At 71.1% G+C, this 26,981-nt stretch carries 26 protein-coding genes; 14 read left to right on the top strand and 12 right to left on the bottom strand.

The window, feature by feature from the left end; translation table 11 throughout:
• Positions 1-21: 21 nt before the first annotated feature.
• Positions 22-1,149, top strand: coding sequence for a magnesium and cobalt transport protein CorA (locus tag ACZ5VQ_RS14750; protein ID WP_200398960.1), 1,128 nt, complete (start codon positions 22-24; stop codon positions 1,147-1,149).
• Positions 1,150-1,215: 66 nt separating this feature from the next.
• Here ACZ5VQ_RS14750 and ACZ5VQ_RS14745 read toward each other — a convergent pair whose 3' ends face one another.
• A complete protein-coding gene (locus tag ACZ5VQ_RS14745; RefSeq protein WP_469105197.1) occupies positions 1,216-1,644 on the bottom strand; it encodes a CBS domain-containing protein in 429 nt (142 codons plus the stop codon).
• Positions 1,645-1,802: 158 nt separating this feature from the next.
• Between ACZ5VQ_RS14745 and ACZ5VQ_RS14740 the strand changes: the two genes are divergently transcribed.
• The 5 genes from ACZ5VQ_RS14740 (at position 1,803) to ACZ5VQ_RS14720 (ending at position 6,257) form a co-directional block, all read left to right on the top strand.
• Positions 1,803-2,444 (top strand): nucleoside/nucleotide kinase family protein, encoded by a 642-nt coding sequence (locus ACZ5VQ_RS14740; protein ID WP_469105196.1) that lies wholly within the window; start codon positions 1,803-1,805, stop codon positions 2,442-2,444.
• Between the two features lie 76 nt (positions 2,445-2,520).
• A complete protein-coding gene (locus ACZ5VQ_RS14735; protein ID WP_469105195.1) occupies positions 2,521-2,916 on the top strand; it encodes a PPOX class F420-dependent oxidoreductase in 396 nt (131 codons plus the stop codon).
• Between the two features lie 57 nt (positions 2,917-2,973).
• Positions 2,974-3,690, top strand: a complete 717-nt coding sequence (locus ACZ5VQ_RS14730; RefSeq protein ID WP_469105194.1) for a DUF2293 domain-containing protein — start codon at positions 2,974-2,976, stop codon at positions 3,688-3,690.
• Between the two features lie 371 nt (positions 3,691-4,061).
• The gene (locus ACZ5VQ_RS14725; protein WP_362074334.1) at positions 4,062-4,541 is read left to right on the top strand and encodes an anthrone oxygenase family protein; all 480 of its coding nucleotides are present in this window, start codon (positions 4,062-4,064) and stop codon (positions 4,539-4,541) included.
• 228 nt (positions 4,542-4,769) lie between these two features.
• Positions 4,770-6,257, top strand: coding sequence for a glutamate synthase subunit beta (locus tag ACZ5VQ_RS14720; protein ID WP_469105193.1), 1,488 nt, complete (start codon positions 4,770-4,772; stop codon positions 6,255-6,257).
• A 109-nt stretch (positions 6,258-6,366) separates the two neighbouring features.
• On the opposite strand, the gene ACZ5VQ_RS14715 is transcribed toward ACZ5VQ_RS14720, so the two are convergent.
• Complete coding sequence (locus ACZ5VQ_RS14715) at positions 6,367-6,867, bottom strand: carboxymuconolactone decarboxylase family protein (RefSeq protein ID WP_469105192.1); 501 nt, start codon at positions 6,865-6,867, stop codon at positions 6,367-6,369.
• Positions 6,868-6,914: 47 nt separating this feature from the next.
• Between ACZ5VQ_RS14715 and pdxR the strand changes: the two genes are divergently transcribed.
• The 4 genes from pdxR (at position 6,915) to ACZ5VQ_RS14695 (ending at position 11,929) form a co-directional block, all read left to right on the top strand.
• On the top strand, positions 6,915-8,324 hold the full coding sequence (gene pdxR / locus ACZ5VQ_RS14710) for a MocR-like pyridoxine biosynthesis transcription factor PdxR (protein WP_469105191.1): 1,410 nt from the start codon (positions 6,915-6,917) through the stop codon (positions 8,322-8,324).
• A 247-nt stretch (positions 8,325-8,571) separates the two neighbouring features.
• Entirely contained in the window at positions 8,572-10,263 is a 1,692-nt protein-coding gene (locus ACZ5VQ_RS14705; RefSeq protein ID WP_469105190.1) for a PEP/pyruvate-binding domain-containing protein, read from the top strand.
• The gene (locus tag ACZ5VQ_RS14700) at positions 10,181-10,999 is read left to right on the top strand and encodes a hypothetical protein (protein WP_469105189.1); all 819 of its coding nucleotides are present in this window, start codon (positions 10,181-10,183) and stop codon (positions 10,997-10,999) included. Before ACZ5VQ_RS14705 ends, ACZ5VQ_RS14700 begins: the two co-directional genes overlap by 83 nt.
• A gap of 213 nt (positions 11,000-11,212) precedes the next feature.
• On the top strand, positions 11,213-11,929 hold the full coding sequence (locus ACZ5VQ_RS14695; protein ID WP_469105188.1) for a protein tyrosine phosphatase family protein: 717 nt from the start codon (positions 11,213-11,215) through the stop codon (positions 11,927-11,929).
• An 89-nt stretch (positions 11,930-12,018) separates the two neighbouring features.
• Here the strand turns inward: ACZ5VQ_RS14695 and ACZ5VQ_RS14690 are convergent, their stop codons facing one another.
• Positions 12,019-12,282, bottom strand: a complete 264-nt coding sequence (locus ACZ5VQ_RS14690; protein WP_055616070.1) for a DUF397 domain-containing protein — start codon at positions 12,280-12,282, stop codon at positions 12,019-12,021.
• Positions 12,283-13,143, bottom strand: a complete 861-nt coding sequence (locus ACZ5VQ_RS14685; protein ID WP_469105187.1) for a helix-turn-helix domain-containing protein — start codon at positions 13,141-13,143, stop codon at positions 12,283-12,285. It lies immediately after the preceding gene.
• A gap of 178 nt (positions 13,144-13,321) precedes the next feature.
• Between ACZ5VQ_RS14685 and ACZ5VQ_RS14680 the strand changes: the two genes are divergently transcribed.
• The 3 genes from ACZ5VQ_RS14680 to ACZ5VQ_RS14670 all read left to right on the top strand — a co-directional run bounded on the left by ACZ5VQ_RS14680 (position 13,322) and on the right by ACZ5VQ_RS14670 (position 16,824).
• Positions 13,322-13,960, top strand: a complete 639-nt coding sequence (locus ACZ5VQ_RS14680) for an ATP-binding protein (protein ID WP_469105186.1) — start codon at positions 13,322-13,324, stop codon at positions 13,958-13,960.
• Between the two features lie 91 nt (positions 13,961-14,051).
• Positions 14,052-14,507 carry a hypothetical protein gene (locus tag ACZ5VQ_RS14675; protein ID WP_143637573.1) on the top strand — a complete coding sequence of 152 codons (456 nt, stop codon included), beginning with the start codon at positions 14,052-14,054 and terminating at the stop codon, positions 14,505-14,507.
• A gap of 454 nt (positions 14,508-14,961) precedes the next feature.
• Positions 14,962-16,824 (top strand): ABC transporter ATP-binding protein, encoded by a 1,863-nt coding sequence (locus ACZ5VQ_RS14670; protein WP_362074545.1) that lies wholly within the window; start codon positions 14,962-14,964, stop codon positions 16,822-16,824.
• Positions 16,825-16,953: 129 nt separating this feature from the next.
• Here the strand turns inward: ACZ5VQ_RS14670 and ACZ5VQ_RS14665 are convergent, their stop codons facing one another.
• From ACZ5VQ_RS14665 to ACZ5VQ_RS14650, 4 genes are all read right to left on the bottom strand, one after another.
• Entirely contained in the window at positions 16,954-17,124 is a 171-nt protein-coding gene (locus ACZ5VQ_RS14665) for a hypothetical protein (protein WP_186001198.1), read from the bottom strand.
• Between the two features lie 203 nt (positions 17,125-17,327).
• Positions 17,328-18,041, bottom strand: coding sequence for a DUF899 domain-containing protein (locus tag ACZ5VQ_RS14660; protein WP_469105185.1), 714 nt, complete (start codon positions 18,039-18,041; stop codon positions 17,328-17,330).
• Positions 18,042-18,150: 109 nt separating this feature from the next.
• Positions 18,151-19,419, bottom strand: a complete 1,269-nt coding sequence (locus ACZ5VQ_RS14655; protein WP_469105184.1) for a cytochrome P450 family protein — start codon at positions 19,417-19,419, stop codon at positions 18,151-18,153.
• A gap of 127 nt (positions 19,420-19,546) precedes the next feature.
• Positions 19,547-20,992: an amidohydrolase gene (locus ACZ5VQ_RS14650; protein ID WP_469105183.1), complete on the bottom strand. Its 1,446-nt coding sequence runs from the start codon at positions 20,990-20,992 to the stop codon at positions 19,547-19,549.
• A gap of 147 nt (positions 20,993-21,139) precedes the next feature.
• On the opposite strand from ACZ5VQ_RS14650, the gene ACZ5VQ_RS14645 reads away from it, so the two are divergent.
• Positions 21,140-22,090 carry an endonuclease/exonuclease/phosphatase family protein gene (locus ACZ5VQ_RS14645; protein ID WP_469105182.1) on the top strand — a complete coding sequence of 317 codons (951 nt, stop codon included), beginning with the start codon at positions 21,140-21,142 and terminating at the stop codon, positions 22,088-22,090.
• Between the two features lie 134 nt (positions 22,091-22,224).
• Here the strand turns inward: ACZ5VQ_RS14645 and ACZ5VQ_RS14640 are convergent, their stop codons facing one another.
• The 4 genes from ACZ5VQ_RS14640 to ACZ5VQ_RS14625 form a co-directional block, all read right to left on the bottom strand.
• A complete protein-coding gene (locus ACZ5VQ_RS14640; RefSeq protein WP_469105181.1) occupies positions 22,225-24,177 on the bottom strand; it encodes an FUSC family protein in 1,953 nt (650 codons plus the stop codon).
• A gap of 664 nt (positions 24,178-24,841) precedes the next feature.
• Positions 24,842-25,573: a DUF7873 family protein gene (locus tag ACZ5VQ_RS14635; RefSeq protein WP_200398941.1), complete on the bottom strand. Its 732-nt coding sequence runs from the start codon at positions 25,571-25,573 to the stop codon at positions 24,842-24,844.
• Between the two features lie 45 nt (positions 25,574-25,618).
• The gene (locus ACZ5VQ_RS14630; RefSeq protein ID WP_469105180.1) at positions 25,619-26,404 is read right to left on the bottom strand and encodes a nucleotidyltransferase domain-containing protein; all 786 of its coding nucleotides are present in this window, start codon (positions 26,402-26,404) and stop codon (positions 25,619-25,621) included.
• A gap of 109 nt (positions 26,405-26,513) precedes the next feature.
• On the bottom strand, positions 26,514-26,951 hold the full coding sequence (locus ACZ5VQ_RS14625) for a hypothetical protein (protein ID WP_469105179.1): 438 nt from the start codon (positions 26,949-26,951) through the stop codon (positions 26,514-26,516).
• Positions 26,952-26,981: the final 30 nt, after the last annotated feature.

Below are 26,981 nucleotides of genomic sequence, written 5' to 3'. Positions count from 1 at the left end.
GATCCACGCAAGGAGATCCAGATGTCCATGGCAGGGAATCTGCGGAAGGTCACGGGCCTGAGCAAGGTCGGCGGCCTCCGCAGGGTGGCACGGCTGACACGACGGCGCGCCCGTGTCGACCTGAGTCACCCCGCCCGGTCTCCGCTGGGCACAGCGGTGGTGAACTGCGTGGCGTACGAAGAGGGGTCGAGGGTCCCCGCCGGCCGCGATCTGGTCGAGACGGTGCAGCGGATCCGCAAGGCCGACGGCGGATTCGTCTGGCTCGGGCTGCACGAGCCGACGGAAGTGGAGTTCGCGGGCATCGCCGAGCTGTTCGACCTCCACCCGCTGGCGGTCGAGGACGCGGTGGACGCCCATCAGCGCCCGAAGCTGGAGCGGTACGGCGACACGCTGTTCGCCGTGTTCAAGACGGTCTGCTACGTCGAGCACACCGAACTGACCGCGACCAGCGAGGTGGTGAACACCGGCGAGATCATGGTGTTCGTCGGCCAGGACTTCGTGGTCACCGTGCGGCACGGCAGGCACGGTTCGCTCGGCCCATTGCGCGAGGAGTTGGAGGCCCGCCCCGAGCAGCTCGCCAAGGGCCCGGCCGCGGTGCTGCACGCGATCGCGGACCATGTGGTGGACGACTATCTGAACGTCACGGACTCGGTGCAGGAGGACATCGACCAGGTCGAGACGGATGTGTTCGCCGCGAACGGCGCGCGGGCCGACCCCGGGCGTATCTACCAACTCAAGCGTGAACTCCTTGAGCTGAAGCGGGCGGTGGTCCCGCTCGGCCGCCCCATCATGGATCTCGCCACCCGGCCGATCAGGGTGATCGACCCGGAGATACAGGCGTACTTCCGCGACGTCTCCGACCACCAGCTGCGGGCCGCCGAGCAGATAGCCGCGTTCGACGAACTGCTCAACTCGATTCTGCAGGCGCATCTCGCGCAGGTGAGCGTCGCGCAGAACGAGGACATGCGGAAGATCACGGCATGGGCGGCACTGATCGCCGTGCCGACCATGGTCTGCGGGGTCTATGGCATGAACTTCGACTACATGCCGGAGCTGCACTGGAAGTTCGGCTACGGCATGGCCGTCGGCGTGATCGCCATCGTGTGCTCCACGCTCTACCGGGGGTTCAAGCGCAACGGCTGGCTGTGACACCGCTCGTCCGGCGCGCATGGCCGGACGAGCGCGTGTCCCGGTCGTGCCGTGGGGACCTCGGGGTCAGCGTGCCGCGCTCTTCGCGTAGACGCTCTCGGCCCAGCCCGCGAGTTGTTCGTCCGTCAGGTGCGCGGCCAGGTCGGCCTCGCTGATCATCCCGACCAGGCGCTTGTTCTCGATCACAGGAAGGCGGCGGATCTGGTGCCCCTGCATCTCGCGGAGCACGTCGCTCACGTCGGCGCCCGCGTCGATCCAGCGCGGTGTGCCCTTGGCCATCTCCCCCGCGGTGATGCGTGCCGGGTCATGGCCCATGGCCACGCAGCCGATCACGATGTCCCGGTCCGTGAGAATGCCGCAGAGCCGTTCGTTCTCGTCACTGATGGGCAGCGCGCCCACATTGAGTTCACGCATCAGCTGGGCGGCACGGTCCAGCGTCTCGTGAGCGGGGATCCACTGGGCGCCGCGGTGCATGATGTCTCCGGCGGTGGTCATGTAGTACCTCCCGGTGCCGGACGGCCGGCGCGGCGCGGGGAGGCACCGCTAGTCCCGGCGCCCTACATTCTCGCCGGGTACGAGGAGATACGCACCCGGAAGTTCGCGGCTTCCGCCCGGCATCCCGGCCCGCCACACCCGTCCGCCCGCGCGGCATCATGGGCCGGGTGCGACTCGAAGCGATCACCTGGGACCGGCTCGGCGACCTCCTCGCCGAGCGTCTGCTCGACCTGAAGCCGGCCGACGGCAGCCCCTGGCCTCGTATCGCCTTCGACGGGGCTCCGGCCGCCCGGCCCGGCGACCTCGCCGAACTCGTCGCCGAGGCCCTGCGCCTGCGCGGCCGGTCCGCACTCGTCGTCGGTACGGGGGACTTCCTGCGGCCCGCTTCCCTCCGGTTCGAGTACGGCCACCAGGACGTCGAGGCGTACTACGACGGCTGGTTCGACACCGGCGCCCTGTGGCGCGAGGTCTTCGGCCCGCTGGAAGCCGGCGGCGACGGCCGTGTACTTCCCGACCTCTGGGATCCGAACACCGACCGGGCAACCCGTAGCCCGTACGTCCAACTCCCGCCCGGCGCCGTGCTGTTGCTGCACGGTCCACTACTGCTGCACCACTGGTTTCCGTTCGACCTCACCGTTCACGTACGCCTCTCACCGGCCGCGCTGCGTCGGCGCACCCCCGAGAGCGAGCACTGGACGCTTCCCGCGTACGAGCGCTACGAGAGCGAGACGGCCCCGGGCGACACGGCCGACGTCCTGGTGCGCGCGGACGACCCACGCCACCCGGCGTGGAACGGATGATCCGAGGTGGGTCTTCCGTCTCGCGATTCTCACGAAAGGACTTTTACATGCACGCGCATATAGTTAGTGTGGCGGTATGACGATCTCCTTCGACGACTCGGTCCGTGCACTCCTCGACGGCAAGAACTTCGCCAGCGTCGCCACTCTCGGTCCCGGCGGGGCTCCCCAGAACTCGGTGGTCTGGTTCAAGCGCGAGGGCGACACCGTCCTCTTCTCCTCGACCGACGGCCGGCAGAAGATCCGCAACCTCCGGCGCGACCCCCGGATCAGTATCTCGGTCTACGACCTCGCCAACCCCTACACCTCGGTGGAGATCCGCGGCACCGCCGAGATCCTCCCCGACGAGGGCAAGCGCCTTCCGTACGAGCTCTCGCACAAGTACCTCGGCGTCGACCCTCCCTCGGAGAAGGAGGACGAGGTCCGCGTGATCGTCCGTGTCGTGCCCGAGCGGATCGTCGGCTTCTCGGCGTGAACAGGATTCTCGGCGGGAAGCGGACGGGCCGCCTCGCCGGACGGGAATGACACACCCATGACGACCACGGCAACTCCCCCGCCCCGTACCGGGCTTCTCGTCGTCCAGCCGGTCAAGCGGCGGCACTGTGCCGAGTGCCGGGGCGGGCCGCTCTCGTTGCTGGTACTGGAGGAGGGGTCGCCTCGGTGTCTCGACTGTGCCGACCTCGGGCATCTGGTGTTTCTGCCCCGGGGGGACACGGCGTTGACGCGGAGGTCGCGGGAGGGGAGCGCGCTGTCGGCAGTGGTCGTACGGTTCAACCGGCGGCGCGGCCGGTACGAGCGGCAGGGTGTGCTCGTCGAGGACGCGGCGCTCGCGCGGGCCGAGGAGCGCTGTCTCGCGGACGCGGAGGCGCGGCGGCGGCGCCGGGCCCGGGACGCGCGACGGCGGGCCGCGGAGGATGTGCGGTTCACGGAGGCGTTCGCGGAGGAGATCCGGCGGCTGTTTCCCGGTTGTCCGGACGGTCGGGCGCACGCGATCGCCGGGCACGCCTCGGTGCGGGGCAGCGGGCGCGTGGGCCGCAGTGCCGCCGGGCGCGCCTTGTCCGAGGGCGCGGTGACATCGGCGGTGCGCGCCGCGGTCCGGCACACGGACACCCCGTACGACCAACTGCTGATGAGCGGCGTTCCGCGGCATGAGGCCCGGCGCCGGATCGCTCCCACGGTCGAGGCGACGCTCGCGGGGTGGCGGGCGAGCGCGGGCGGGACAAAGCGGGGGGAGGCATTGCGGGGGTGAGGCACTGCCGGGGTGAGGCACTGCGAGGGTGAGGCACTGCGGGGGTGAGTGAAATCCGCCCCGGCCACTCACCCGAACAGCCCTCGGTCACGCCCCGGCTCTCCAGGCGCTCCCACCCCGGGTCCGCCAGGGTCCACCCGGGGCCATCCCGGGCCCGCCCAGGGTCCACCCGGGGCCATCCCGGGTCCGCCCCGAGACGACCGAACATGCCCCCGAGTTCCTCGGCCATGGTCACCCTTCCCGTACGGCATTTCACTTGTGGTGACAGGGAGCGCCGGGCAGGATCTTTGGGTTCGGGGTCGTCCGGACCGGCGGTTCTGGGAGCGGTGCGCGAGTTGTTGCCCAAGGGTTTTGCTTACGCGGGAGTTGCCATGATCGAGGGACCGTTCTTCGTCATCACCATGGTGGGGGTGCTCGGCACCGGGCTGGTGGCCGGTGTTTTCTGTGGGTTCTCGACGTTCGTGATGAAGGGCCTCGCCGCGCTTCCGCCCGCGCAGGGAGTCGCCGCGATGCAGGCGATCAACGTGACCGCGCTGATGCCGGCGTTCATGTTCCTGTTCATCGGTTCGGCCGTGATGTGTGCCGTGCTCGCGGTGGTCACCTTCGTGCTGTGGCCCGACGAGGGCACCGTGGAGATGCTGCTGGGCAGTGCGCTGTATCTGTTCGGCTGTTTCGGGGTCACGATCGCGGCCAATGTCCCGCGCAACAACAAGCTGGCCACGATGGAGGCCGGTACGCCGGAGGCCGTCGCGTACTGGCCCACGTATGTGAGCGAGTGGTCGATGTGGAACCACGTCCGCACGGTCGCGTCGGCCGCCGCCGCGATCTCGTACGTACTGGCGCTGACCTGAGGCGTACCCGGTAGCGCTCGTCGGCCCACGTGGCCGCTCCCCCGATGGCCGCGCCCCCGGTGGATGTGCCTCCGGTGGATGTGCCCGCGCACGTCCGAGGCGGGCGCGGCCACGGCGTCGTATCGTGGCGGGAAGAGTCTGCCGATAGGCCCTCGGCCCGCCGCCCGGACGATGGCGTCGGAGACGGAGACCGCAGGGGCACCGTTCACGTACGTGAGGGAGACGGCTGTGGCCGATCCCAAGGGTTTCCTCAATGCCTCCCGCGAGGAGTGGCCCCGGCGCCCTGTCGGGGAGCGTGTCCATGACTGGGACGAGGTGTACGTCCCGGGGGCTCTGCTGCCGATCATCCGCACGCAGGCCGACCGGTGCATGGACTGCGGTGTCCCGTTCTGCCACGAGGCCTGTCCGCTGGGCAATCTGATCCCCGAATGGAACGACCTGGTCTCGCGCGACGACTGGCGGGCGGCGAGCGACCGGCTGCACGCGACGAACAACTTTCCCGAGTTCACCGGCCGGTTGTGCCCCGCGCCGTGCGAGGCGGGCTGTGTCCTGGCGATCAACCAGCCGGCGGTCACCATCAAGAACGTCGAGGTCGCCATCGCCGACCGGGCCTGGGAGGACGGGTTCGCGCCGCCGCGGCCGCCGGACCGGCTGTCCGACAGGACGGTCGCGGTGATCGGCTCGGGGCCCACCGGGCTCGCCGCGGCGCAGCAGCTGACCCGGGCCGGGCACACGGTCGCCGTGTACGAGCGGGACGACCGGATCGGCGGGCTGATGCGGTACGGGATCCCCGAGTTCAAGATGGAGAAGCGGCATGTGGAACGGCGGGTCGCCCAGATGCGGGCGGAGGGAACGAAGTTCCGCACGTCGACCGCCGTCGGCCGGGACGTCGGGGCGGCCGAGTTGCGGGCCAGGTACGACGCGGTCGTCCTCGCCGTGGGTGCCACGGCCTGGCGTGAACTTCCGGTCCCCGGGCGGGAGTTGAGCGGCATCCATCAGGCGATGGAGTATCTGCCGCTGGCCAACCGGGTGTGCGAGGGGGATCTGGAGACGTCACCGCTGTCGGCGGCGGGCAAGCATGTCGTGATCGTCGGTGGTGGCGACACGGGCGCCGACTGTCTGGGCACGGCGGTGCGCGAGGGCGCGAGGTCCGTGACGCAGCTGGACATCTACACGCAGCCGGGCGTGGAGCGGGACGAGGACGCCGACCCGTGGCCGGTGTACCCGAAGATCTACCGGCTGTCGGCGGCGCACGAGGAGGCCCGGGACCTGGAGACGGCGCCCGCGGCGGACGCGGACGCGCGGCTCTTCGCGGCGTCGACGCTCCGGTTCACCGGTGACGCGGCCGGGCGGGTGCGCTCGTTGCATCTGGTCGAGGTCGATGCGGAGCGCCGCCCGCGCCCCGGGACCGGGCGGGTGCTCCCCGCCGACCTCGTGCTGCTCGCGCTCGGCTTCTCCGGCCCCGACCGCTCCGACGGCCTCGTCGACCAGCTCGGACTCGGGCTCGACCCCCGTGGCACGATCACCCGCGACGCGGACTTCGCGACGAACGTGCCCGGCGTGTACGCGGCGGGGGATGCCGCGCGCGGCCAGTCCCTGATCGTGTGGGCCATCGCCGAGGGGCGGGCGGTGGCGGCAGCGGTGGACCGCCATCTGACGGGCACCTCTCGGCTGCCGGCACCGATCGGACCGTACGACCGCCCGATGACCGCATAGCCCACCGCGCAACCGGCACCGCCGCTCCCACCCACCGCACGCCGCCCACCGCACACCGCCCGGCACTCTCTCAGCTCCCGCCCGCCGCTGTGGCTCTCGCTCCCGCTCGTCAGCGTTCGTCCGTCCCAGCCGTCTTCGCCGTCGACAGAGCGACCCGGTTCCAGGTGTTGATCGCGAAGATCAGTGCCAGCACCTGGGCCAGTTCCTTGTCGTCGAACCGGGCCGCGGCCTCGGCGTAGACGTCGGCCGGGACGCCTCCGTCGGCGACCAGGGTCACCGCCTCCGTCAGGGCGAGGGCCGCGCGCTCCTTCTCGGTGAAGAAGTGCGGGGCCTCGCGCCACACGGCGACCATGTGCAGCCGGTCCTCACTCTCGCCTGCCTTTCGCGCGTCATTGGTGTGCATGTGGAGGCAGTACGCGCAGTGGTTGAGGTGCGAGGCGCGGATCTGGATCAGCTCGACGAGGGCCGGGTCGAGCCCCTCGCGGGCCGCGATGTCGAAGCCGACCAGGGCGCGGAACGCCTTCGGAGCGGCCTTCGAGAAGTCGATCCGGGCGTTCGTCGTGTGCGCCGCGTTCATCGTGGTCGTCGCGTTCATCGTGTTCGTCGTCATGACTATGAATCTACGAGCCGGAAAGACCCCTTGTAGGGTGCATTTCCATGGCGGATTCATGGGTCAATTCGGCGGAGCGCATCGGCGCCGACCTGCATCTGGAACTGGGCGGTCCGGGTGGCCGTCGCGCCGCTCTGAGCCGCGCCTTACGCGAGGCGGTCCGCAGCGGGCGCCTCGCCCCGGGCACCCGTCTCCCTCCGTACCGCTCGCTCGCCGCCGACCTGGGCGTGGCCCGCAACACGGTCGCCGACGCGTACGCCGAGCTCGTGGCCGAGGGCTGGCTGACCGCGCGGCAGGGTTCGGGCACGCTGGTCGCCGAGCGGGCCGAGCCGTTGGGTGCGCACGCGCGCGTACCCAAAAAGGCACCCCCACGCGCGCGTGGACCGCGCCACGACCTGCGGCAGGGCACGCCGGACGCGTCGTCGTTCCCGCGCGCCGCATGGCTGGCCTCGTACCGGCGGGCTCTGCGGCAGGCCCCCAACGAGGCGTTCGGGCCAGGTGATCCCGCCGGCCGGATCGAACTGCGGGTGGCGCTCACGGAGTACCTGGCACGCGCGCGTGGCGTCCGTACGGAGCCGGGGCGGATCGTGATCTGCTCCGGCTTCGCGCACGCCCTGCTGCTGCTGTTCCCCAAGGTGCTGCGCGGTCCGCTGGCCGTCGAGTCGTACGGCCTCGCCTTCCACCGCGAGTTGCTGACCGCGGCGGGCGTACGGACCGTACCCCTGCCGCTCGACGAGGACGGCGCCCGGGTGGACGGCCTGGGCAGGGAGCGGGCCGTACTGCTCACGCCCGCGCACCAGTTCCCGACCGGTGGACCACTGCATCCCGCGCGGCGGGCCGCCGTGATCGACTGGGCACGCGCGCGTGGAGGGGTGATTCTGGAGGACGACTACGACGGGGCGTTCCGCTACGACCGCAAGCCCGTGGGGGCGGTACAGGGCCTGGACCCTGAGCGGGTCGTCCACATCGGCTCGGTCAGCAAGAGCCTGTCGCCCGCGTTGCGGCTGGGCTGGATGGTCCTTCCGGAGCGGTACGTCGAAGGGGTCCTGGAGGCCAAGGGCGAGCGGGAGGCGTGGGCGAGCGTCCTGGACCAGCTGACGCTCGCGGACTTCGTCGTCTCGGGGTCGTACGACCGTCATGTGCGGCGGATGCGCCAGCGGTACCGGAGGCGGCGGGACCGGCTGGTCGACGCGCTCGCCGTGCACGCCCCGCACGTCGAGGTCACCGGGATCGCGGCCGGGCTCCACGCGGTGCTGCGGCTGCCGCCCGGGAGCGAGCAGTCCGCGGTGAAGGCCGCCGTGTGGCAGGGCCTGGCGCTGGACGGGCTCGCGGAGTTCCGGCACCCAGAGTCGTCCATGACCGCGCCGGACGGTCTGGTCGTGGGGTATGCGACGCCTTCGGAGCACGCCTACGGGGCGGCGCTGGAGGCGTTGTGCGCGGCGCTGCCGCCACCGTGAGTACCGGTGAGGAGTGAGTACCGGGTGCCGGGTGAGTACGGGGTGAGGAGCAGTTCGTCGGCCGGAATCCGACTTCCGGATGACATGGAACACAACAGCAAGTGGGATCCTCGGCTGAGGAGGCGCGTTGTTGTCGCGGCCGTACCCCGGTCGGACGGGAACTCGCCCCCATCCTTCGTTCCGTCGTCAGGCGCAGGGCCACCCCCGCGCGTCCCCCCTGTTGGCGGTCGGTCCTGGAGGGTGTTCGATGACGACGGTCGACGAACGTCATGGAGACGGTGCGCGCGACGGGGACGACCAGGGCGGTGTCCCCCGCATACGCGATCCGCTGGCCTCCCGGTTTCCTCGGACCGCCCCTGAAGTTCCTCGACTCGCCGCGGAAGCGGTCCCCTTGAGTGATCCGCGGGCGGCACGCATCCCGTTCGCAGGCTCCAAGGCGGCGCATCTGGCGCGCGCCGCGCCGGCCGGGTTGCCGGTGCTGCCGGGGTTCGTCGTGCCGTACGGCGAGCGGGCCGGCGAGTGGGCCGGCGACGGCGACCTGGAATCGCTGCGCCGTGCCTGGCGGGAGCTCTCCGCCGACGGCACACGCCCCCTCGTCGTACGGTCCTCCTCGCCTCAGGAGGACACCCAGGAGTCGTCCCTGGCGGGCCAGTTCGCGTCCGTGCTGGACGTACAGGGCTGGCACGAGTTCCGTGCGGCCGTGCGGACCGTGCTCGACTCGGCACACCGGCCCGACGGCACGGTGGCTCCGATGGCGGTCCTGGTGCAGCCGATGCTCACGGCCCGCGTCGGTGGGGTCATGTTCGGCGCCGACCCCGTGGAGGGGCGGACGGACCGGATGCTGGTCAGTGCGGTGCGGGGCGGGCCCCACTCCCTGGTCAGCGGTGAACAGCCCGGCACGAACTACTGGTTGAGCCGCTGGGGACGGCTGCTGCGCACTGAGCCCGACGACCCCGAAGGACTGCTCGGAGCCGACGGACTGCGCCGCCTGGCCCGGCTGGCGCGGCAGGCGCGCGGGGTCTTCGGCGGGCCGCAGGACATCGAGTTCGGGTTCGACGCGTCGGGGCAACTGTGGCTGTTCCAGAGCCGGCCGATCACGGCGATGGCGGCGCGGCCCACGCGCGGGGCACGACTGCTCGGCCCCGGACCAGTGGCGGAGACACTGCCGGATCAACTGGAGCCACTGGAGGAGGACTTGTGGGTGGCCCCGATGGCACGGGGGCTGGCCGCCGCGCTCGACATCGGGGGCACCGCGCCCCAGCGTCAGCTGCGCTCGGTCCCGGTCGTCACGGCGGTCGGCGGACGGGCCGCGGCGGATCTGCGGCTGCTGGGCGCCGCACCGCCCCGGAACCGATGGCTCGCGCTGCTCAACCCGGCACCGGGTGCCCGCCGGCTGGCCGCCGCGTGGCGGGTGGGCCGGCTGACGTCGGCGCTGCCCGGTCTCGCGGTGGACCTCGTCGCGGACGTCGACCGCCGGCTCGCCGAGACACCGTCCACGGACCGGCTCACCCGCCCCGATCTTCTCTCCACCCTCCGCTGGACCCGTACCGTGCTGGTCTCGCTGCACGCCCAGGAAGCTCTCGCGGGCGCCCTCCTCCCCGAGCCCCGCGCCACGGCAGCGGGCACGGCCCTCGCCGCTCTCACCGAGTCCCGCGCCCTCGGCGTACCGGACGAGAGGAACAGGAACAACGGGAGGAACAACAAGAACAACAACAGGTCCTCGGTCAGGAGCCCCAGGGAGACCCCTGGTGAGGCGCGTCGCCTACTTCTTCGGAGGCGCGGCGGCCGCGGGAGCGGGGACGTACGTCGTCATCTATCTGTACCGGTGGCAGTGGCAACGGGCCATCCTGTGCGGGGTGTTGCTGCTGGTCGTCGAGGTGATGCTGCTCGGGATCGTGCTGCTCGGGCGGCTCGCACGGATCGAGGAGCGCATGCGTGACGCGGACCGTCGGCAGGAGGATGTGCTGGCTCGGCTGCGGGAGAAGGACGCCCGGCCGGCGGGTGACCGGTTCCGCTGGCTGGACGAGCCGACGAGTCGTACGTACGTCTTCGTGCCGGTCCTGATGGTCACCGGTGTGCTGCTCTCCGGTCTCGCCTGGATCGTGCAACGGATCGCGTCGGCCACGGCCCGGCCCACGGCGGAACGGCGGCTCGCGGGACGGCTCGCCGTCCTGGCGGCACCCGATCCGGCCCGGGACGCCGATCCGGACGGCAAGGACGCCTTCGACGACCTGGACGGCCTGCCACCCATCGGCGCGCGAGGACGGCACGCCCGTACCGTGCGCGCGCTCGTCGTGAGCGCGGTCGGGGCCGCGCTGGTCGGCGCGCTCGTCGTGGGGCTCGCCGACCTCACCCAGACCCGCGAGGAGGACGCGAAGAACTCCGAGGCGACCTCTCTGCTGCTGAAGGTCGACATGCGCGGTACGAACATGACCGCCGAGCGGGAATCGCTCGCCGCGCACCAGCTCTGGGAACGCTGCCGGGACTCGACGTCCGTACCGCTGAACCGCGCCACCCTCGGCAAGTTGGGCGACGGTCTCTTCGCGGGCGTGGTCCAGCCCGCGCTGACCGACCACGACCGGATGCGGCTGCGCGGCTGCCTGGAGGACACCGGCCTGGACCGTACGCACCTCACGGTGGTCGGCATCGGCGACGCGGACGCGGACGACGACTGAGCGCGCACCCCCGGTCAACGCCGGGCCCCGGGGCAGCGACCCGAGACCCTGACCCGAGACAGTGAACCGAGACAGTGATTCGAACCGGGAACTCCGGTCGCTTCCGCCCCCTCCCCCACACGGGCAACTTCTGCCATACACGGACAACTCGCGCCCCGGCGGCCCGGGTTACGATGCCAAGGCGCCCCTCCTCCCCGAGCCTCCGGGTCGCCCATGGCTGTCGTCGCCCCGTCCCCGCCCCGCGGCACCCTGCCCACCGGCCGTCCGCGCAGATCCCTGCGCAGAACGGTGCTGCGTGTCCTCGCCGCGCTCGGTCTCGGCTATCTCGCCCTCTGGGCGACCGGCGCGCTGGGCATCCTCGCGCTGTCGTACTGGACCCGGGAACAGACCCCTCCGCCGGAGGGGACGCACGCGGTTCAGGGCATTCACCACTTCCAGCCCGTGGACGCCGAGGGTGCGCTGTGGCGGGGCGCCGCGCCCTCCCCCGCGGGCTACCGGGAGCTGGCCGGGCTCGGCTTCACCACGGTCGTCGACCTGCGCGCCGAGGACCTGAGCGCCTCCCAGCTGGCCGGTCCCGCCAGGGCCGGTCTCGATGCCGTACGGCTGCCGATCCGGGACGGACAGACCCCGACGCCGCACCAGGTACGACGCTTCCTGAGCGTCGTGGGCGCGGCCCCGGGGCCGGTGTTCGTGCACTGTGGGGCGGGTGTGGGCCGTACGGGGACGATGGCCGCGGCGTATCTCGTGCAGGCCGGGCAGGAGTCCCCGTCGGCGGCGGTCCGGCGCAACCTCGCGGTCGGACCGCCTTCGATCGAGCAGATCTACTACGCGCTGAGCCTCGGCCAGGACCGTGCAGAGCAGCCGCCCTTCCCGATCGTGGCGGTGAGCCGGCTGGTGGACGCGCCTCGGCGCATATGGTCCTGGTGGTGAATCGACTGGGTCACTGGATCAACTGAATGCCAAGGTAGGAAGCACGTGGGACAAGTGGATGCGGATCAAGGAGCGGCCGGTCGGCGGCCTCAGGAGAGCAGGAAGTCGGCCTCCCCCGCCTTGGCTCCCTGGATGAACGCGGTCATCTCGCCGGGGGTGTAGATGAGGGCGGGACCATCCGGATCCGCCGACTGACGGACCGCGATCCGGCCGTCGGAGAGCTTCATCGCCTCCAGGCAGTTGCCGCCGTTGCCGCCGCTCCACGGCTTGTGCCAGCCTTCGCTGCCCAGTTCCCTGGCGGGCATGCCGTTGTAGATCCGCGCGTTGCGTATCCGGGTCTTGATGCGATCCATTCACAGCTCCTTGCGGAGATCCAGCAGGATCTCCTTCGTGCGATGTGCCGTGGCGGCCTGCGCCGCCATGCGGTCCATGACCTCGAGGTGGGTTGCCACCTCGGTACGTCCGTCCAGGTAGACGGCGCCGGTCAGGTACTCGCTGTAGACCATGTCCGGCAGTTCGGGCATGGCAAAGCGGAACAGCACGAAGGGCCCGTACGTGCCCGCGTGCGGCCCCGAGGAGAAGGGGGCGATCTGCAGCGTCACATTGGGCAGCTTCGTGGCCTCGAGCAGCCTGTCGATCTGGGCGCGCATGACCTCGGGGCCGCCGACGGGGCGGCGCACGGCGGTCTCGTCCATCACGGCCCAGAACCGGGGCGCGCCCTCGCGCGTCAGCAGCTCCTGGCGTTGCATGCGCAGCGCCACATGGCGCTCGATGTCCTCGGGTCTGGTCTGGCCGATGGCGCCGGATTCCATGACGCCACGCGCGTACTCCTCGGTCTGCAGCACTCCGGGAACGAAGTGGGGTTCGTACGAGCGGATGAGGGCGGCCGCGCCCTCCAGGCTCACGTACATCGAGAACCAGCCCGGCAGGATGTCGTGGAAGCGCTGCCACCAGCCCGGCAGGTTCGCCTCCTCCGCCAGGGCGACGAACGCCTCGGCCTCTTCGTCGGAGACGCCGTACGACTTCAGCAGGAGCTGGAGGTACGGGATTTTGAGCGCTACCTCGGCCATCTCCATGCGGCGGACGGTGGCGGAAGTGACACGCAGGATGCGCGCTGCCTCCTCGCGCTTGAGCCCCGCGCGCTCCCGCAGGTCGAGCAGGCGCCGTCCGAGGACGACCTGCCCGACCGTCGGCGCGGACCGCGGCTCGCTCACGTCCACCTCCACTTTGTCCGGACAGCCCGGGCGGCGCCCGTTCGGGCCCCGAACCGGGTACCCAACTGACGCCGCGCCACGTGCTGTTGCGAGCAGTGTGCCATGGCCATACGGCACGGAACACTGCACTCTGCAATTTTCAGAGTGACACTTGCCAAGTGTTCACGACGGGGAGATAGTGGCAAACGTGATTCCGTCCGCGCCGTTAGGAACAGACGCAGCCGAGGACCGGTTCCGTCTCGGTGCCGCCGCTGGGGTACGCCCCGAGGCAGCAGCCGAGCGCCGGTTCCGCTTCGAGTTGGCCGCACATCCGGGCTCCGCGGCACAGGCCCGGCATCTGACGCGTGCCCGGCTCTCGGGCTGGTCGGTCTGTGAGGACACCTGCGACACGGCGGAGCTCGTCGTCTCCGAACTGGTCACCAACGCCATCGTGCACACGGCGAGCCGCCATGTGGTGTGCGAGCTGCACGACGGCGGCGACCTGGTGCGGATAGCAGTCCGTGACGAGGGGTGTGCGCCGGGTGAGCCCCACCCGTCGCCACAGCGTCCCGAAGAGGAGCACGGGAGGGGACTGCTTCTCGTCGCGGCGATGTGCACAGCCTGGGGCGCCCAGGAAACCGGTCCCGGACTGCTGGTCTGGGCCGAACTGCCGCGCTCGGCGAACAACGGCGCCGAGCCGCGGTCGGACCTGGGCTGGAGTGCGAGGAGCCGGCCGGCCCCAGCCGGCTCCTCGCCGACCGGGGAACACGCGCACGGGGAACACGCGCATGCGGAGCCGAGCGGCTCGCAGGCGCCCCCGGCCGGGCACGACTGGTAGTGACCTGAATCGTTCCAGCCGGCTTCCCGGCTGGTGCGGCGACAGCCGTTTCCGGATGGTTCGGAAAAATTGGAGAACGGACGGGGGCTGAATGGGTGTGAGGGCGACGTCGGCCGGTGCGCCACGGGTGCTGAACCTGGACACGCTGGTCCGCCTGGAGCGCGGCCTGCGGACGACGTCCGGGACCGGGCCGTCGCGGCGGCTGACCGTGCCGGAGGGCATGCGGGCGCCGCTGGGCTGTGACGCGGTGGCCATGCCCGCGAGACTCGGCCCGCTGCTGATGCCCCGCCTGCCGCGCGTCGGCTGTGTGTACGCCGACAGCACGCACTGGTGGTGGCTCGTGCCCTCCGACTCCGACGTCGCCCTGGAATGGCCGGCGCCCGCGCACTACGCCACGGGGGCACTCGTACCCGCCTCGCCCGGTCTCCCCGGACTCATCCACAAGCCCGGCGGCACGCTCCCCTACACGCCGCCGATCCCGCTCTATCTGGCGCTGTGCCGGTTGACGGGGACTCCGCCGGCCTGGACGAGGCCGGTCAGCGCGTGAGCGCTCCGCTGGGGTGCGCTGCATTCGTCTGCGGATAGTCGTGGGCTGGTCGTGCCCCGCGGCGGAGCCGCTTATGTCACAGCCCCGCGTCCCTTCGGGGCGCGCCCCCACAGCGCGCGGCCGTAAGCGCCCGGGCGTGCTCCGGTTACGCCGTGGCGGACCGGGCGCGCGCCCTGCCCGATGGCGTCCCGCGCCGCGATAGTGGCCGTTCGTCCACGATCGGGGGAGGTCACCGGTGGGACCGGCGGAATCTGCGGGAGCTGCGAAGAAGACCGGGCGGAGAACCACGAAGAAGACCGGGCCGACGGGACCCGTGAAGACGGGCTCTGTGAAGACGGGCTCTGTGAACGGGAAACCCGGCGCGTCCGAGCCCGAGCCATCCGAGCCCCAGTCGTCCGGGCCCGGGCCGTCCGAGTCCGAGCGGCTGCTCTTCGGTGGCGCCTTGCGCTACGACATGGGCTGGTCGCAGCACTCCGACGCGTTTCTGGAGCTGAACTTCCGGGCCATGGTGACGCGGCTGCCCGCGCTGCTGGCGTCCAGTTTCCGGCTCGCCTGGCAGGCGGACCGGCGGGCGGCACGGATCGTGGTGGGCGCGGAGGTGGGCCGCGGCCTGGCCCAGGCGGTGAGCCTGCTGGCCGTCAACAGCGTCCTGGGGCGTCTGATGGCGACCGGCCCGGTGGAGGACCGGCTGCGCGACGCGGTGCCCGCGCTCGTCGTCGTCGCCGTCGTGATGCTGGTCGCCGCACTGCTGCGAGCCGCCTCGACGTACGCCACGGGCCGTCTCGAACCGAAGGTGGAGCGCGTCGCGACGGAGCTGTATCTGGAGCGGGCCGCGGCCGTCGAACTCTCCGCGATCGAGGACGAGGCCTTCCACAAGCTGCTGGACACAGCACAGTACGGCGCCTCGTCCGCCCGGCGGATGATCAGGATCGCCACGCGCGTGGTGAACGCGGGGATCTCACTGATCGCGGCGGCCGGCGTGCTGACGGTGCTGCACGTGGCGCTGCTGCCGCTGCTGGTGACGATGACGCTGCCGAGCGCGTGGAGCGCGCTGACCATGGCGCGGCACCGCTACTCGTCGTTCCACGCCTGGGTGCAGCATGCCCGGGCCGGCCAGCTGATCAGCGGTCTGCTCACCGAGCCCGCCGCGGCGCCCGAGATCCGCGTCCACGGGGTCGGTCCCTTCCTGCTGCGGCACTTCCGCGCGATGTCGGAGTCCGCCGAGGCGGAACAGGCCCGGCTGGCCGGGCTGGGGGCACGGACCGGGCTGATCGCGGCCGCCTGGACGGGCCTCGCGACCGTGGCGACGTACGCGACGCTCGGCGGGCTGCTGCTGGGCGGTGCGATGGCGCTGTCCGTGGCGGGCACGGCGGTGATCGCGATCCGTACGGGCTCCGGGAATCTCGACACACTCGTCCTGGAGGTCAACAGCCTCCATGAGGACGCCCTGTTCGTCGGGGATCTTCAACGCTTGTACGTGGAGGCGGCCGAACGCGCCATCCCGGTCGGCGGCGAGCCGCTGCCCGAGGAGCCGCGCGAGATCCGCTTCGAGAACGTCACGTTCACCTATCCGGGCAGTGCGGCCCGCCCCGCGCTCTCGGACCTGACGCTCAGCGTGCCGCTCGGCAAGATCGTGGCGCTGGTCGGGGAGAACGGCTCCGGGAAGACCACTCTGGTCAAGCTGCTGTCGGGCCTGTACGCGCCGCAGCGGGGCCGGATCCTGTGGGACGGCGTGGACGCGGCGACCGTCGACCGGCACCAGCTCGCCGAGCGCATCGCGATGGTGGCGCAGGACTTCAAGAGGTGGCCGTTCACGGCCCGGGTGAACGTCGCGATCGGCCGGACGTCGGCGCCGATCACCGACGAGCGGCTGCGCACGTCCGTCGCCGAGGCGGGCGCCGAGGACGTGGTGGACGATCTGCCGCGCGGTCTGGACACGCTGCTGGCCCGTATGTTCAGCGGCGGCCACGAGTTGTCGGGCGGCCAGTGGCAGCGGCTCGGTATCGCGCGGGCGGCCTACCGCAGGGGCGCGATCCTGGTCGTGGACGAGCCGACGGCGGCTCTCGACGCCCGCGCCGAGCTGGAGGTCTTCGAGAAGATCCGGGCCCTCGCGGGTACCGGTCAGACGGTCATCCTCATCACACACCGCCTCGCTTCGGTGCGCCACGCCGACCTGGTGCACGTCCTCGACCAGGGCCGGCTCGTGGAGTCGGGCACTCCGGACGAGCTGCTGTCCTCGGGTGGGGTCTACGCCGAGCTGTACTCGCTCCAGGCGGAGCAGTTCGCGGCCAAGGTACCGGCGCCCAAGGCCGGGTGAGGGTCGGCCGAAGGCCGGTGCACCTTACGCCGGGCGCGCCTTGGGCCGGGCGCGCCTTGGGCCGGATGCGGCTTGGGCCGGATGCGGCTCACGCCGGGTGAGGCCTCCGGCTGCGGCCGCCGCCCCGGCTCACTCGGCGAGTTCCCGCACGACCACCAGGAAGGCGTCCGTCGACAGGTCCATCACGACCTCGACGTGCTGCCCCTCCAGGCGGCGCGCCTGCGCGAACTCCTCGGCCGGCCACGAACCACGCGGCCCACCGGCGGGAAAGCGCTCCAGCACCGTTCGCCCGTTCACCACGTTGCACCTCCATTTAGCGCTGCTCTCCTGAGATCTCCTGAGAGCCCTTGAAGAGTTAAACGCCAATGATGGGGTGGACGTCTCGCGAAGTGACGTTACTGAGACGTAGCTGACACGCGGTCATCACACCTTGTGAAACATCTCTCAGGCCGTACCGACCTTCTGTACGGCCCTTCGCGTGGCCTTTTGTGCCGCGGCCGGACTCAGTCCTCGTACTCGTCGTGGTACCGGATGCGCTCGCTGCCCGCGGGCGCGCCCAGTGCCGACGCGCGCCCCTCCGGCTGCTCCCACTCCTCCTGCCGGCCGAGGGCTGTGAGGTCCAGGAGACTCGTGGTGGAGCCGAGTCCGTCGAGTCCGCGCTCGTACGTCGAGTAGGTGTGGAAGATCCGCTCGCGGTCGCGGAGGAAACAGCTCAGCCCCGGCCGTTCACAGGGCTCGTGGCTCTGGCCGCCGGCACTGCTGTCGTGGCCCTCGAACGACACCTGGAAGTCGTGGTTGAAGTCGTTGTCGTACGACGAGTACCAGGGCACCGTCCATCCCATCCGCGCCTTGAAGGGCAGGATCTTGGTGTACGGCGCCCTGGAGACCACCGCGAACTCGGTGCCCCGCGCGTGCAGATGCGCGAGGTGCCCGATCTGGTCGACGAACGCCGAGCAACTGCGGCAGCCCGCGTCCCACTCCGGCGCGAACATGAAGTGGTATACGACGAGTTGAGGCCGCCCTTCGAAGAGGTCGAACAGCGTCGCCTTGCCGTCCCCGCCCTCGAAGACGTACTCCTTGTCGATCTCGACCATCGGCATCCGTCGCCGCTCTGCGTTCAGCGCGTCGCGCGCGCGGGTCGCTGCCTTCTCCCTGACCAGCAGTTCCTCGCGCGCGCCGCGCCACTCGTCGCGCGACACGATCCGCGGAAGCGTCATCTGCCCCTCCTCCGGTGCGGTGCTTTCCCTGGGGTGGACCGGAAGGAGGAGCGGAACTCATCGGTGGGGCACGGAATTTCTTTTCTTCAGTACGTCACCGGAAGTTTCTTCAGTACGTCACCGGAAGCGTGAGCAGGCCCCGGGCGCGGAGGGACGGTCGCCACCGAAGGGCGCCCGGGTCGCCGTCGAGTTTCAGGTCGGGGAGGCGTTCCAGGAGGGCGGCCAGGGCGATCTCCGTCTCCAGTCGGGCCAGCGGTGCGCCCAGGCAGTAGTGGATGCCGTGTCCGAGCGCGAGATGTCCGGTGGCGTCGCGCCCGAGGTCGAACCGGTCGGCGTCCGGGAAGCGGCGGGGGTCGCGGTTGGCGGCGGCCAGGGACAGCAGGACCGTCTCGCCCGCCGGGACGGTGACGTCGCCGATCGTCACGTCCTCCAGCGGGAAGCGGCGGATGGCCAGCAGAGCCGGTCCGTCGTAGCGGACGAACTCCTCGACGGCGGCCGGGAGCAGGGTGGGGTCCGCGCGGAGAGCGGCCAGTTGGTCGGGGTGCTGGAGCAGCGCGAGGACCGCGGTGCCGATGAGCTGCACGGTGTTCTCGTATCCCGCGAAGAGGATGAGGAAGGCGAGCGACATCAACTCGTCCTCGGTGAGCCGGCCGTTCCCCGCGCTGTCACCCTCGTCCCTGACCGCGATGAGGTCGGAGAGCAGGTCGTCGGCGGGCTCTTTCCGCTTGTCGGCGAGGAGTTGGGTGAAGAAGCCGAGCATCGCCACGACGGCCTCTTTGGCGGCCTGCGGCCTGGCCGGGTCCGGCGCGACGAGCACGTCGGTCCAGGCCCAGAAGTCGCGACGGTGCTGGTGCGGTACGCCGAGCAGGTCGCAGATGACGGTGACGGGGAGGGGCGCGGCGTAGGCGGCGATCAGGTCCGTACTGCCGTGCGGACCATCGTCCGTACCCAGTACGTCGTCCGTGCCCAGTGCGTCGTCCGTGCCCAGTACGTCGTCCGTACCCAGTGCGTCGAGAAGCCGGTCGGCGGTCTGCCGGATGGGGACACGCAGTTGCTCGACGCGGCGCGTCGTGAAGGCCCGGCCGACCAGGCGGCGGATGCGTGTGTGGTCGGGCGGATCCATGTTGAGAAGGTTCGCGTCCAGGGCGGGCGGCAGAGCAAAGCCCTTGTAACCACCGGGCAGCGCATGCCTCTTGTCCAGCGAGAGAAGCGGGTCCGCCAGCGCCTTGCGTACGTCGTCGTAGCGCGTGACCAGCCAGGCGGGGCTACCGTCGGGGCCGGTGATGCGGTGCACGGGGGCGGTGTCGCGCAGCCGGTCGTAGACGGCGTACGGGTGGGCGAGAAGGCCATCGGTGACGAGGTCCTGGTCAGTGGACATGAGCCAACCCTAGGCGCCCTGGAGGGGCGCGGGGCTGCGTACATATGCGGCTCCGCCGCGTGGGCGCGACCAGCCCCCACCGGCCCGCAGCAGAACGAACCGCACACCCCCACACCCAGCGGAGCGCTCACGTGTCGTAGTCCTGGATCCGCTTGCCGTGGCTCCGGTCGATCAGGGCGGGCATCCGTTCGCTCATCTCCCGCACGATCGCGGGCACATCGAGCGTGAGCAGCTCACGGTCGCGCATGATCACCCGCCCGTCGACGATCGTCGTGCGTACGTCACCGGAGCGGGCGCTGTGCACGAGGGTGGCGGCGAGGTCGTGCACGGGCTGGGTGTGCGGGCCGCTCACGTCGACGAGGATGATGTCGGCGCGACGCCCCGGCGCGAGGCTGCCGATCTCCTCGCCGAGGCCGACCGCCCGCGCGCTCTGCAGTGTCGCGTGGTGCAGGGCCTGTCGGGAGGTCAGCAGGCGCGGGTCGTTCTCGGTGAACTTCTGCACCAGCGCGGTGAGGGCCATGGACTCCCACACGTCCAGGGAGTTGTTGGACGCGGCCCCGTCCGTGGCGAGACCCACGGGGATGCCGAGCTCACGGAGTGCGCGTACCGGAGTCGTCGTGGGCCAGGCGAACTTGAGGTAGCCCCGGGGCGCGCTCGCCACCGCGATCCGGCCCGTGGCGCGGGCGAGTACGGGCAGGTCGCGCTCCATGATCCCGGTGCCGTGCGCGATGAGCAGGTCGGTGTCGAGGAGCCCGGCCCCGGCCAGCACCCCGATGGGTGTGCGACCGTGGCGGGCGAGGCTGGTGTCGGCCTGGTCGCGGTTCTCGGAGGCATGGATGTGCACCAACAGGCGGTGCTCGCGGGCGAGTTGCGCGGTGGCGGCGAGGTCGGCGTCCTCGACGGTGTACGGGGCGTGCGGGGCGAGTGACGTGGTGATGCGGCCGTCGGCGGTGTCGCGGTGGCGGAGGGCGAAGTCCAGCGACCGCTCGCGCCCCTCGGCGCCCTGGGAGGAGAAGAAGGCCTGTCCGAGGTTGGCGCGCATCCCGCTCTCGGCGGTCACGGCGGCGACGGTGTCCATCGAGAAGTAGTGGTCGGCGAAGCAGGTGACACCGCCCCGGATCATCTCGGCGCAGGCGAGCCGCGCGCCCAACTCCACGTCCTTGTCCTGGAGGTTGGACTCGATGGGCCAGACGAAGTCGTTGAACCACTCCTCGACGGGCACGTCCTCCGCGATACCGCGCAGGGTGACCATCGGGGCGTGCGTATGGCAGTTGACGAGGCCGGGCATCGCCACCTGTCCGCGCGCGTCGATGTGCTCGACGGCGGAGAGGCCGGGAGCGGGGTGGTCAGCTGCGGAGAGGTCCACGGCGCCCGTGGTGATCGTCTCGATGCGGCCGGCCCGTACGACGATGGTGGCGTCCTCGACGAAGCCGATCTGTTCGTGATCGTCGTGCACCAGGGCGGTGCACCGGGTGATAATGAGATCGGCCGGGGCTTTTGTGCCGGGCGAGTTGGCCCGATCATCGGCAGAGGCGTTGGGCGTCGCGTCGGGCATGGGCTCGGGCGAGGTCATCACGCCACGGTACGACGGGATCGTGCCGTCGGGTGACGTGAACCGCGCATCCTGTTCCTGCCCTGTCGCCCCGGCGGTTTCGCGCGCACGCTGGCCTCACCATTCGACGGGCGGGCCCTGGAAGGCGCGTCCGGGAAGGAGCCCGGCATGCTCCTCGGCACCTGGAACCTGGAGAATCTGTACCGGCCCGGCGGCGACTTCGGACCGCGCGGCGAGGACGCGTACAAGGCGAAGCTCGCCGCGCTGGCGTCGGTCGTCACTGAGCTCGACCCCACGCTGCTCGGCGTGCAGGAGGTCGGCGATCCCGAGGCGTTGGAGGACCTGGCCGCGATGCTGGACGGCGACTGGCACATCGCGCTCTCGGAGCATCCGGACAGCCGCGGCATCAGGGTCGGCTTCCTCAGCCGCCCGAAGCCACGGAAGATCACCGACACGAACACCTTCTCCGAACCGCTGCGGGCCGTTCAGAGCGACGACGACAGTGAGCCGGTCTCCCGGACGGGCCGCGGCATCCTGACCGCGGAGATAACCGTGCGGGGGATGACCCTGGCCGTGGCGGTCTGCCATCTCAAGTCGAAGCTGCTGACGTACCCGGGCAAGCGGTTCCAGCCCCGGGACGAGGGTGAGCGGGCCCGCTACGGCGCGTACGCCCTGTTCCGGCGGGCCGCCGAGGCCACCACACTGCGGACCGTCGCGGACGGCCTCCTCGACGGCAGGGGCAAGGAACGGAACGTGGCCGTGCTCGGCGACCTCAACGACGAGGTCACGGCAGCCACAACCCAGATCACACAGGGTCCGACCGGTTCCGAGATCGGCACGGCGGGCTTCGAACGGCCCGACAAGGGCGACGCGGCGCGGCTCTGGAACATCGCACCGCTCATCCCGGAGGAGCAGCGCTTCTCCCGCGTCCACGCGGGGCGTCCCGAACTGATCGACCACATACTGGTCAGCCGACTGCTGCTCGACCATGTGACCGCGGCGGGGACAGGGACACCGGTCCAGGAGACCCCGCTGCCGTCGATCGACGAGGACCCGGGAAAGCGGCGGGACGCGGCGGGCTCGGACCATGCGCCGGTGTGGGCGCGGATAGAGCCGTGAGGCCGGGAGAGGCCTGAGGCCTCACGGCTGAGGGCTGAGGGCTGAGGGCTGAGGGCTGACGCATGATGCCTGACGCCTGGGACCTGAAGGCCTGATGCCTTACGTCTTGGGCGAGTCCTGACGGAGTTCGCCGCTCAAGCGCTGAGGAGGTTGGCCGGCGGGTCCGCGAGGCCGGCGCGTTCGCGCTGTTCCACGAGTTCGTCGAGGAGGGTGGCGAGGCGCTCGGTGTGCCGCGGGGTGAGCCGGCCCGTGTCGTCGAGGTGCACGGCGCAGGCGGTGGTGGTGTCGACGAGGCGTTCGAGGGTGGCGGCGACCTCGTCGGTGCCTTCCGTGTGCCGGGCCATGGTGGGCAGTTCGGCGGCGGCACGGTCGATCGCGGCACGCGCCTCGGCCAGCTTCCGGTAGGCCTCGCGGCGCAGCGCCCAGCGGGCGGCCCGGTCGTCGGCGCCGCTCAGCACGTGGGTGAGATACGCGTGGGCGGCGTCGGTGGCGGCGGTGAGGCGGGCCTTCACGTTCCCGCCGCGCTGTCCCGGAGCCGGCAAGTGGCCGACGATCAGCACGATCGCGCAGGCCAGCAGCGTCTCGCCGATACGGCTCCAGGATGCTTCCGGCTCCCCGCCGACCATGACGAGGGCGAGTACGAGGACGGTGACGACGGCGGTCTGTGCGGCGAAGTGCCTGGTGGCGACGGGTATCAGGGCGCCGCTGATCGCCACGAGCGCCACCAGCCCCTCCGGCCGGGGCAGCACGGCCGCGAACCCCGCGAAGACGAGGGCGCCCAGGACGGTGCCGGCCGCCCGGTTGAGCACGCGCGAGACGAGCGGCCCGAGGTCCGGCTTCACAAGGAAGACGGCGGTGGCCGGCAGCCAGTACCAGTGCACGTGGTGGAAGGCCTGTGCGACCGCCGCGCTGGCTCCGTAGGACAGGGCGACGCGGAAGCCGTACTCACGGCCGCCCTCACCGGTGACGGTGTGGAGCAGGGCCTTGGCGCGGAAGGGTCGTAGGCGCAGTCCCTTGTGGGCGGTCTGACGGGCGCCGCGGTCGAGGGGGTTGGTGCCGGTGCCGCCGTGGCCGGCAGCGCTGTGCTCGTCACCGGCCTTGTTCCCGTCAGTCTGCCGGCTGCCGGGCTTCCTGCCGCCGCGGTCGAAGGTCTCGGCGGCGTGCAGGAGTGCGTCGTCGAGGGCGCGCAGTCCGGGTACGGACCGGGCGGGCGCGGGCAGCGGTCCGCAGGGTTCGCCGGTCCGTACGGCGACGGCGAGCCGTCGCGGCCCCTCCGCCGTACGGGCGGGCAGCGCGTCCCCGGCCCAGGCCAGCGCGGTCGCGGCCTCGGCGAGCGGCAGCGCGGCGGCGTACTGCGCGCGCAGCCGCCGCTCGGCGGAGGAACTGGCGTACCGCCGCAGCCTCGGCCCGGCGAACGCGTCCTGCGCGTGATCGAGCGCGGCGGTGAGGGCGGCCCGACGGGCCCCGGCCTGCTCGCCGCCGGCAGCGGCAAGCAACTCGGCGATGGCGTCGTAGACGTCCGCGACAGCCACCCGCTCCCCGTCGAACCGGAAGTCATGGGCGAGGGCACCGGGCGTGGGCAGCACAAGCCGCAGCACGATCAGCCAGGCGGCTCCGGCCAGGAAGAACAACGCTCGCTGCCACCCGGGTTCGGGCAGTGGCATCCCGGCCCCGATGGCCGCGGCGACGAGCAGCTGCGTACCGGCTCCGGAGGACACGGGCCCCACGGCGCTCACGGCCCCGGCGAGCAGCCCGAGCGCGGTGAGTATCAAGGTCAGCGGAACGGCCCCGAGGCCCTCACCCGCGTACGTACCCACGACGAGCCCCGTGGCCCCGGCGAGCCCGGGCACCCCGATGCGGTGCACGGCGGTCCGCCGGCTCCCCGGCCGGTCGTTGATCCCGGCGAGCATGGCTCCCAGGGCGGCCATGACCCCGACGGACTCCCGCCCGAGGAGCACGGCCGCGAGCAACAACGGCCCGGCGGCGAGCGCCCCGCGCACGACGGCATTCCACGGCACGGGCCCCCTTTGCGCACGCAGCGCATGCGTGAGCCAGGGAGGCAGGGCAACGGAGAAAGGTCGCGGCACGGGCACGGGGCTCCTGTCGGGACGAGGGCGGTTGCGGGTGGCATGCCTTCGGGCGACGTCGGCCTGGGCGGTGGTGCTTACGGTAGGTCGGGTTCCTGGAGAGTAAGGGACCTATGCGTTTCGTGGGTGTGACGATTGTCGTGATGGCCGCGTTCTTTATGTACGCAATCGAGGGGGCGGGCCCGGCATCGGTTCTCCGGGGGTGGGCCGATCCGCGAGCAAACGGGAGCGGGCCCGGAGGCGTAGCCGGCCCCCGAGCCCTGTGATGCCACCCATGTCGCACACCGGCACGCTTGAGAACTCAGGTCAGTGTTATGTCGCCGCGTCCTGCCTTTGGACCACCGCACATCGAGCTGTGCGGGCCGGACTTGAACCGGCATTTCGACGCCCGGAGCCTGAGTCCGGTCGATCCGGCGATCGGCGGCGAATGCTGAGTCTGGAGCAATAGTCTGAGATTGATCGCGGTCTGCCTCTGCCGATTGGGCTACCGCGGCGCGATGGGCACCTCGTACGGGTTGTACGAGTGGTGTACGGGTGCCGGGTTGGTGCCGCGGGGAGGACTCGAACCTCCACTGGAACCGCGAAGTCACGACAAGCTTCAGTTTCAGCTTGCGCTCCTCGCGCACCCCGGCCGTCCTTCTTGTTGGCCGGGGAGTCTCTGAGGCTACCCGAACAGGTAGCCGAACACGGCGTCCCCGACGCGCTGGTCGGTGACATCGGCGCCGTTCGCCTCTTCCCGGGCGAACTTGACGGCCTGCTGCATCTTCTCGACGCGGTCGAGCAGTTCGTTGACGCGCCGCGCGGGAAGGGCACCGGAGAACTTCACGGTCGTCCAGTACCCGACGGGGATGTCCTCGTAGTACACCTCGACCTGCGCCGGATGCTTGTCGGTCGCCTCCGCCTTCACGTGGTTGCGCGGGACCTTCTTCGTCCGCAGCGTCCTGACCGGCTCGGTCTTCCACGCGTCGGTCGACGGGTCCTGCACCCACGACTCGGAGGCGTCGAGCACGGGCAGCTTCCGCACGAAGGTGTTGAGATCGGTGAGCTGCTTCTCCAGAAACAGCAGATAGGACACCGGCACGTCGGCGACGAGCACCCGCCCGTCGACCTTGACGTCCGCGCGGGCCGTGCAGTTGGCCCAGTCCTTGGTGGCGGTCACGTCGAACAGCCGGGTCAGCGTGGCCGCGGTGTCCCGCAGCACATCCTCGGCCTGCACCTGCACCCGAGTCGACTCGGGCGGCAACTGCTCACCCTCCTCGTCCTTGGGCTGATACGTACGCGAGATGCCGGCCAGCAACGCCGGCTTCTGCAGCCCATGATGAGCAGCCGTCAGGTCCTGATGGGACTTGGACTTGATGCCCTTCTCCACCGCGATGATCTGATTGAGTTTCGCCACGTCGGTGACGGTAGCAGTGTCAACTTGACGATTTCCAAGGGTTATTCAGCGGCGCGGCAGTGCGGGGAACAACCCACCCGCCCGTTCGAAGAGTGCCTCGGTTGCCGCAACGGCCCGGAGCAACGGGTTCACGTCCGATTCCGCGGACAGGGAGCCGATGATGTCGTCGACGTCCCGCAGCCCCGCCCGCTCCAGCAACCGCTTCTCGTTCGTCACCCACTCGCCCCGTCCCGCCAGTACCGCGTGTCCGGCCTGCATGGCGGCTGTGGCGATGGCGCCTGCGACCTCTGTGCGGCGGTCGTTCGGGGCATGGTTGGCCTTGGTGTAGGCGAGGGTCATGCGGGCGGTGTCGTGCCAGCGGGTGTGGGCGGTGTGGCGGAGCTTCTGCGGGTAGGCCGCCGGTCGGGGCAGCGTGCCGTGGAGCACCTCGTTGACGGCCAGTTCGGCGGCCAGCAGATAGCTGGGGATTCCGGCGAGGTAGAAGAGCAGCGGTTCGACGTGGAAGCGGCCCTCCTCCGCCTCCGCCAGCTCGTGTTCGACGACGTCGAGGTCGCGGTAGTGGACGTCGACGCGGCGGCCGTCGATCGTCAGCCACGCGCCGCCGTTGAAGACGCCGCCTCCCCAGCCGCCGATCTCCGAGACCTCGCCCTTCCAGCCGATGGCGCGGAGGGCGGCGGGGGTGAAGGCCCCGCGGTAGTAGACGGCCAGGTCCCAGTCGCTGTCGGGCGTGTGCGTGCCCTGGGCCCGAGAGCCCCCGAGAGCCACCGCCCGGACCGCCGGGAGGGCGGCCAGACGGTCGGTGACGGCGTCGAGAAAAGCACGGTCGTTCACAGGCGGTCACTCGCAGAGTTGTTGCTCGTAGGGTTGTGGCTCGGAGGGTTGTGGCTCGCAGGTCTCTCGGCCACAAGGCTCTTGGCCACAGGCCCTTCTGAAGTGCGCGTCACGGTCGTCGCCGCGGGGGCACTCCGATCGTTACGCCGCCCGCGACCGTGTGCGCCTGGACCACCGTGCCGTGCTGCACACCGCCGCTGATGGAGTTGTGGACGGAGCCCGGGGCGGGGGCCGTGGAGGGCGGGGTCAACTCGTCCAGCAGCGCGCGGAGTTCGGCGGCGGCCGCGGGATCGTCGCGCAGTGTGCGCCGGAGCCGGGTGCGCCAGGACGCCTGGACGTCCGCCGCGGCCTCCTCGTCGTCGGCGTCCCGCGCGGCGACGAGATCGGCCCGCGATTCCTCCAACTCGCCCACGACGGCCTCTTCGTCCCGCCCTCGCGAGAAGAGAACGACGACCCGATCCCGTACGTTCGCCCAACCGTCGGTCACCATCTGCTGCACGAGCGCTGTCGCTCCGGCCGCCGCCAGCGCCGCCAACTCCGCGTCCATCGGGCCCCCTTCGAATCGGCGTATGGGCTT

The organism is Streptomyces sp. NPDC033178, from assembly GCF_055577685.1.
The sequence above is the reverse complement of the archived record's forward strand: the minus strand, read 5'-3'. Positions and strand labels throughout refer to the sequence as shown.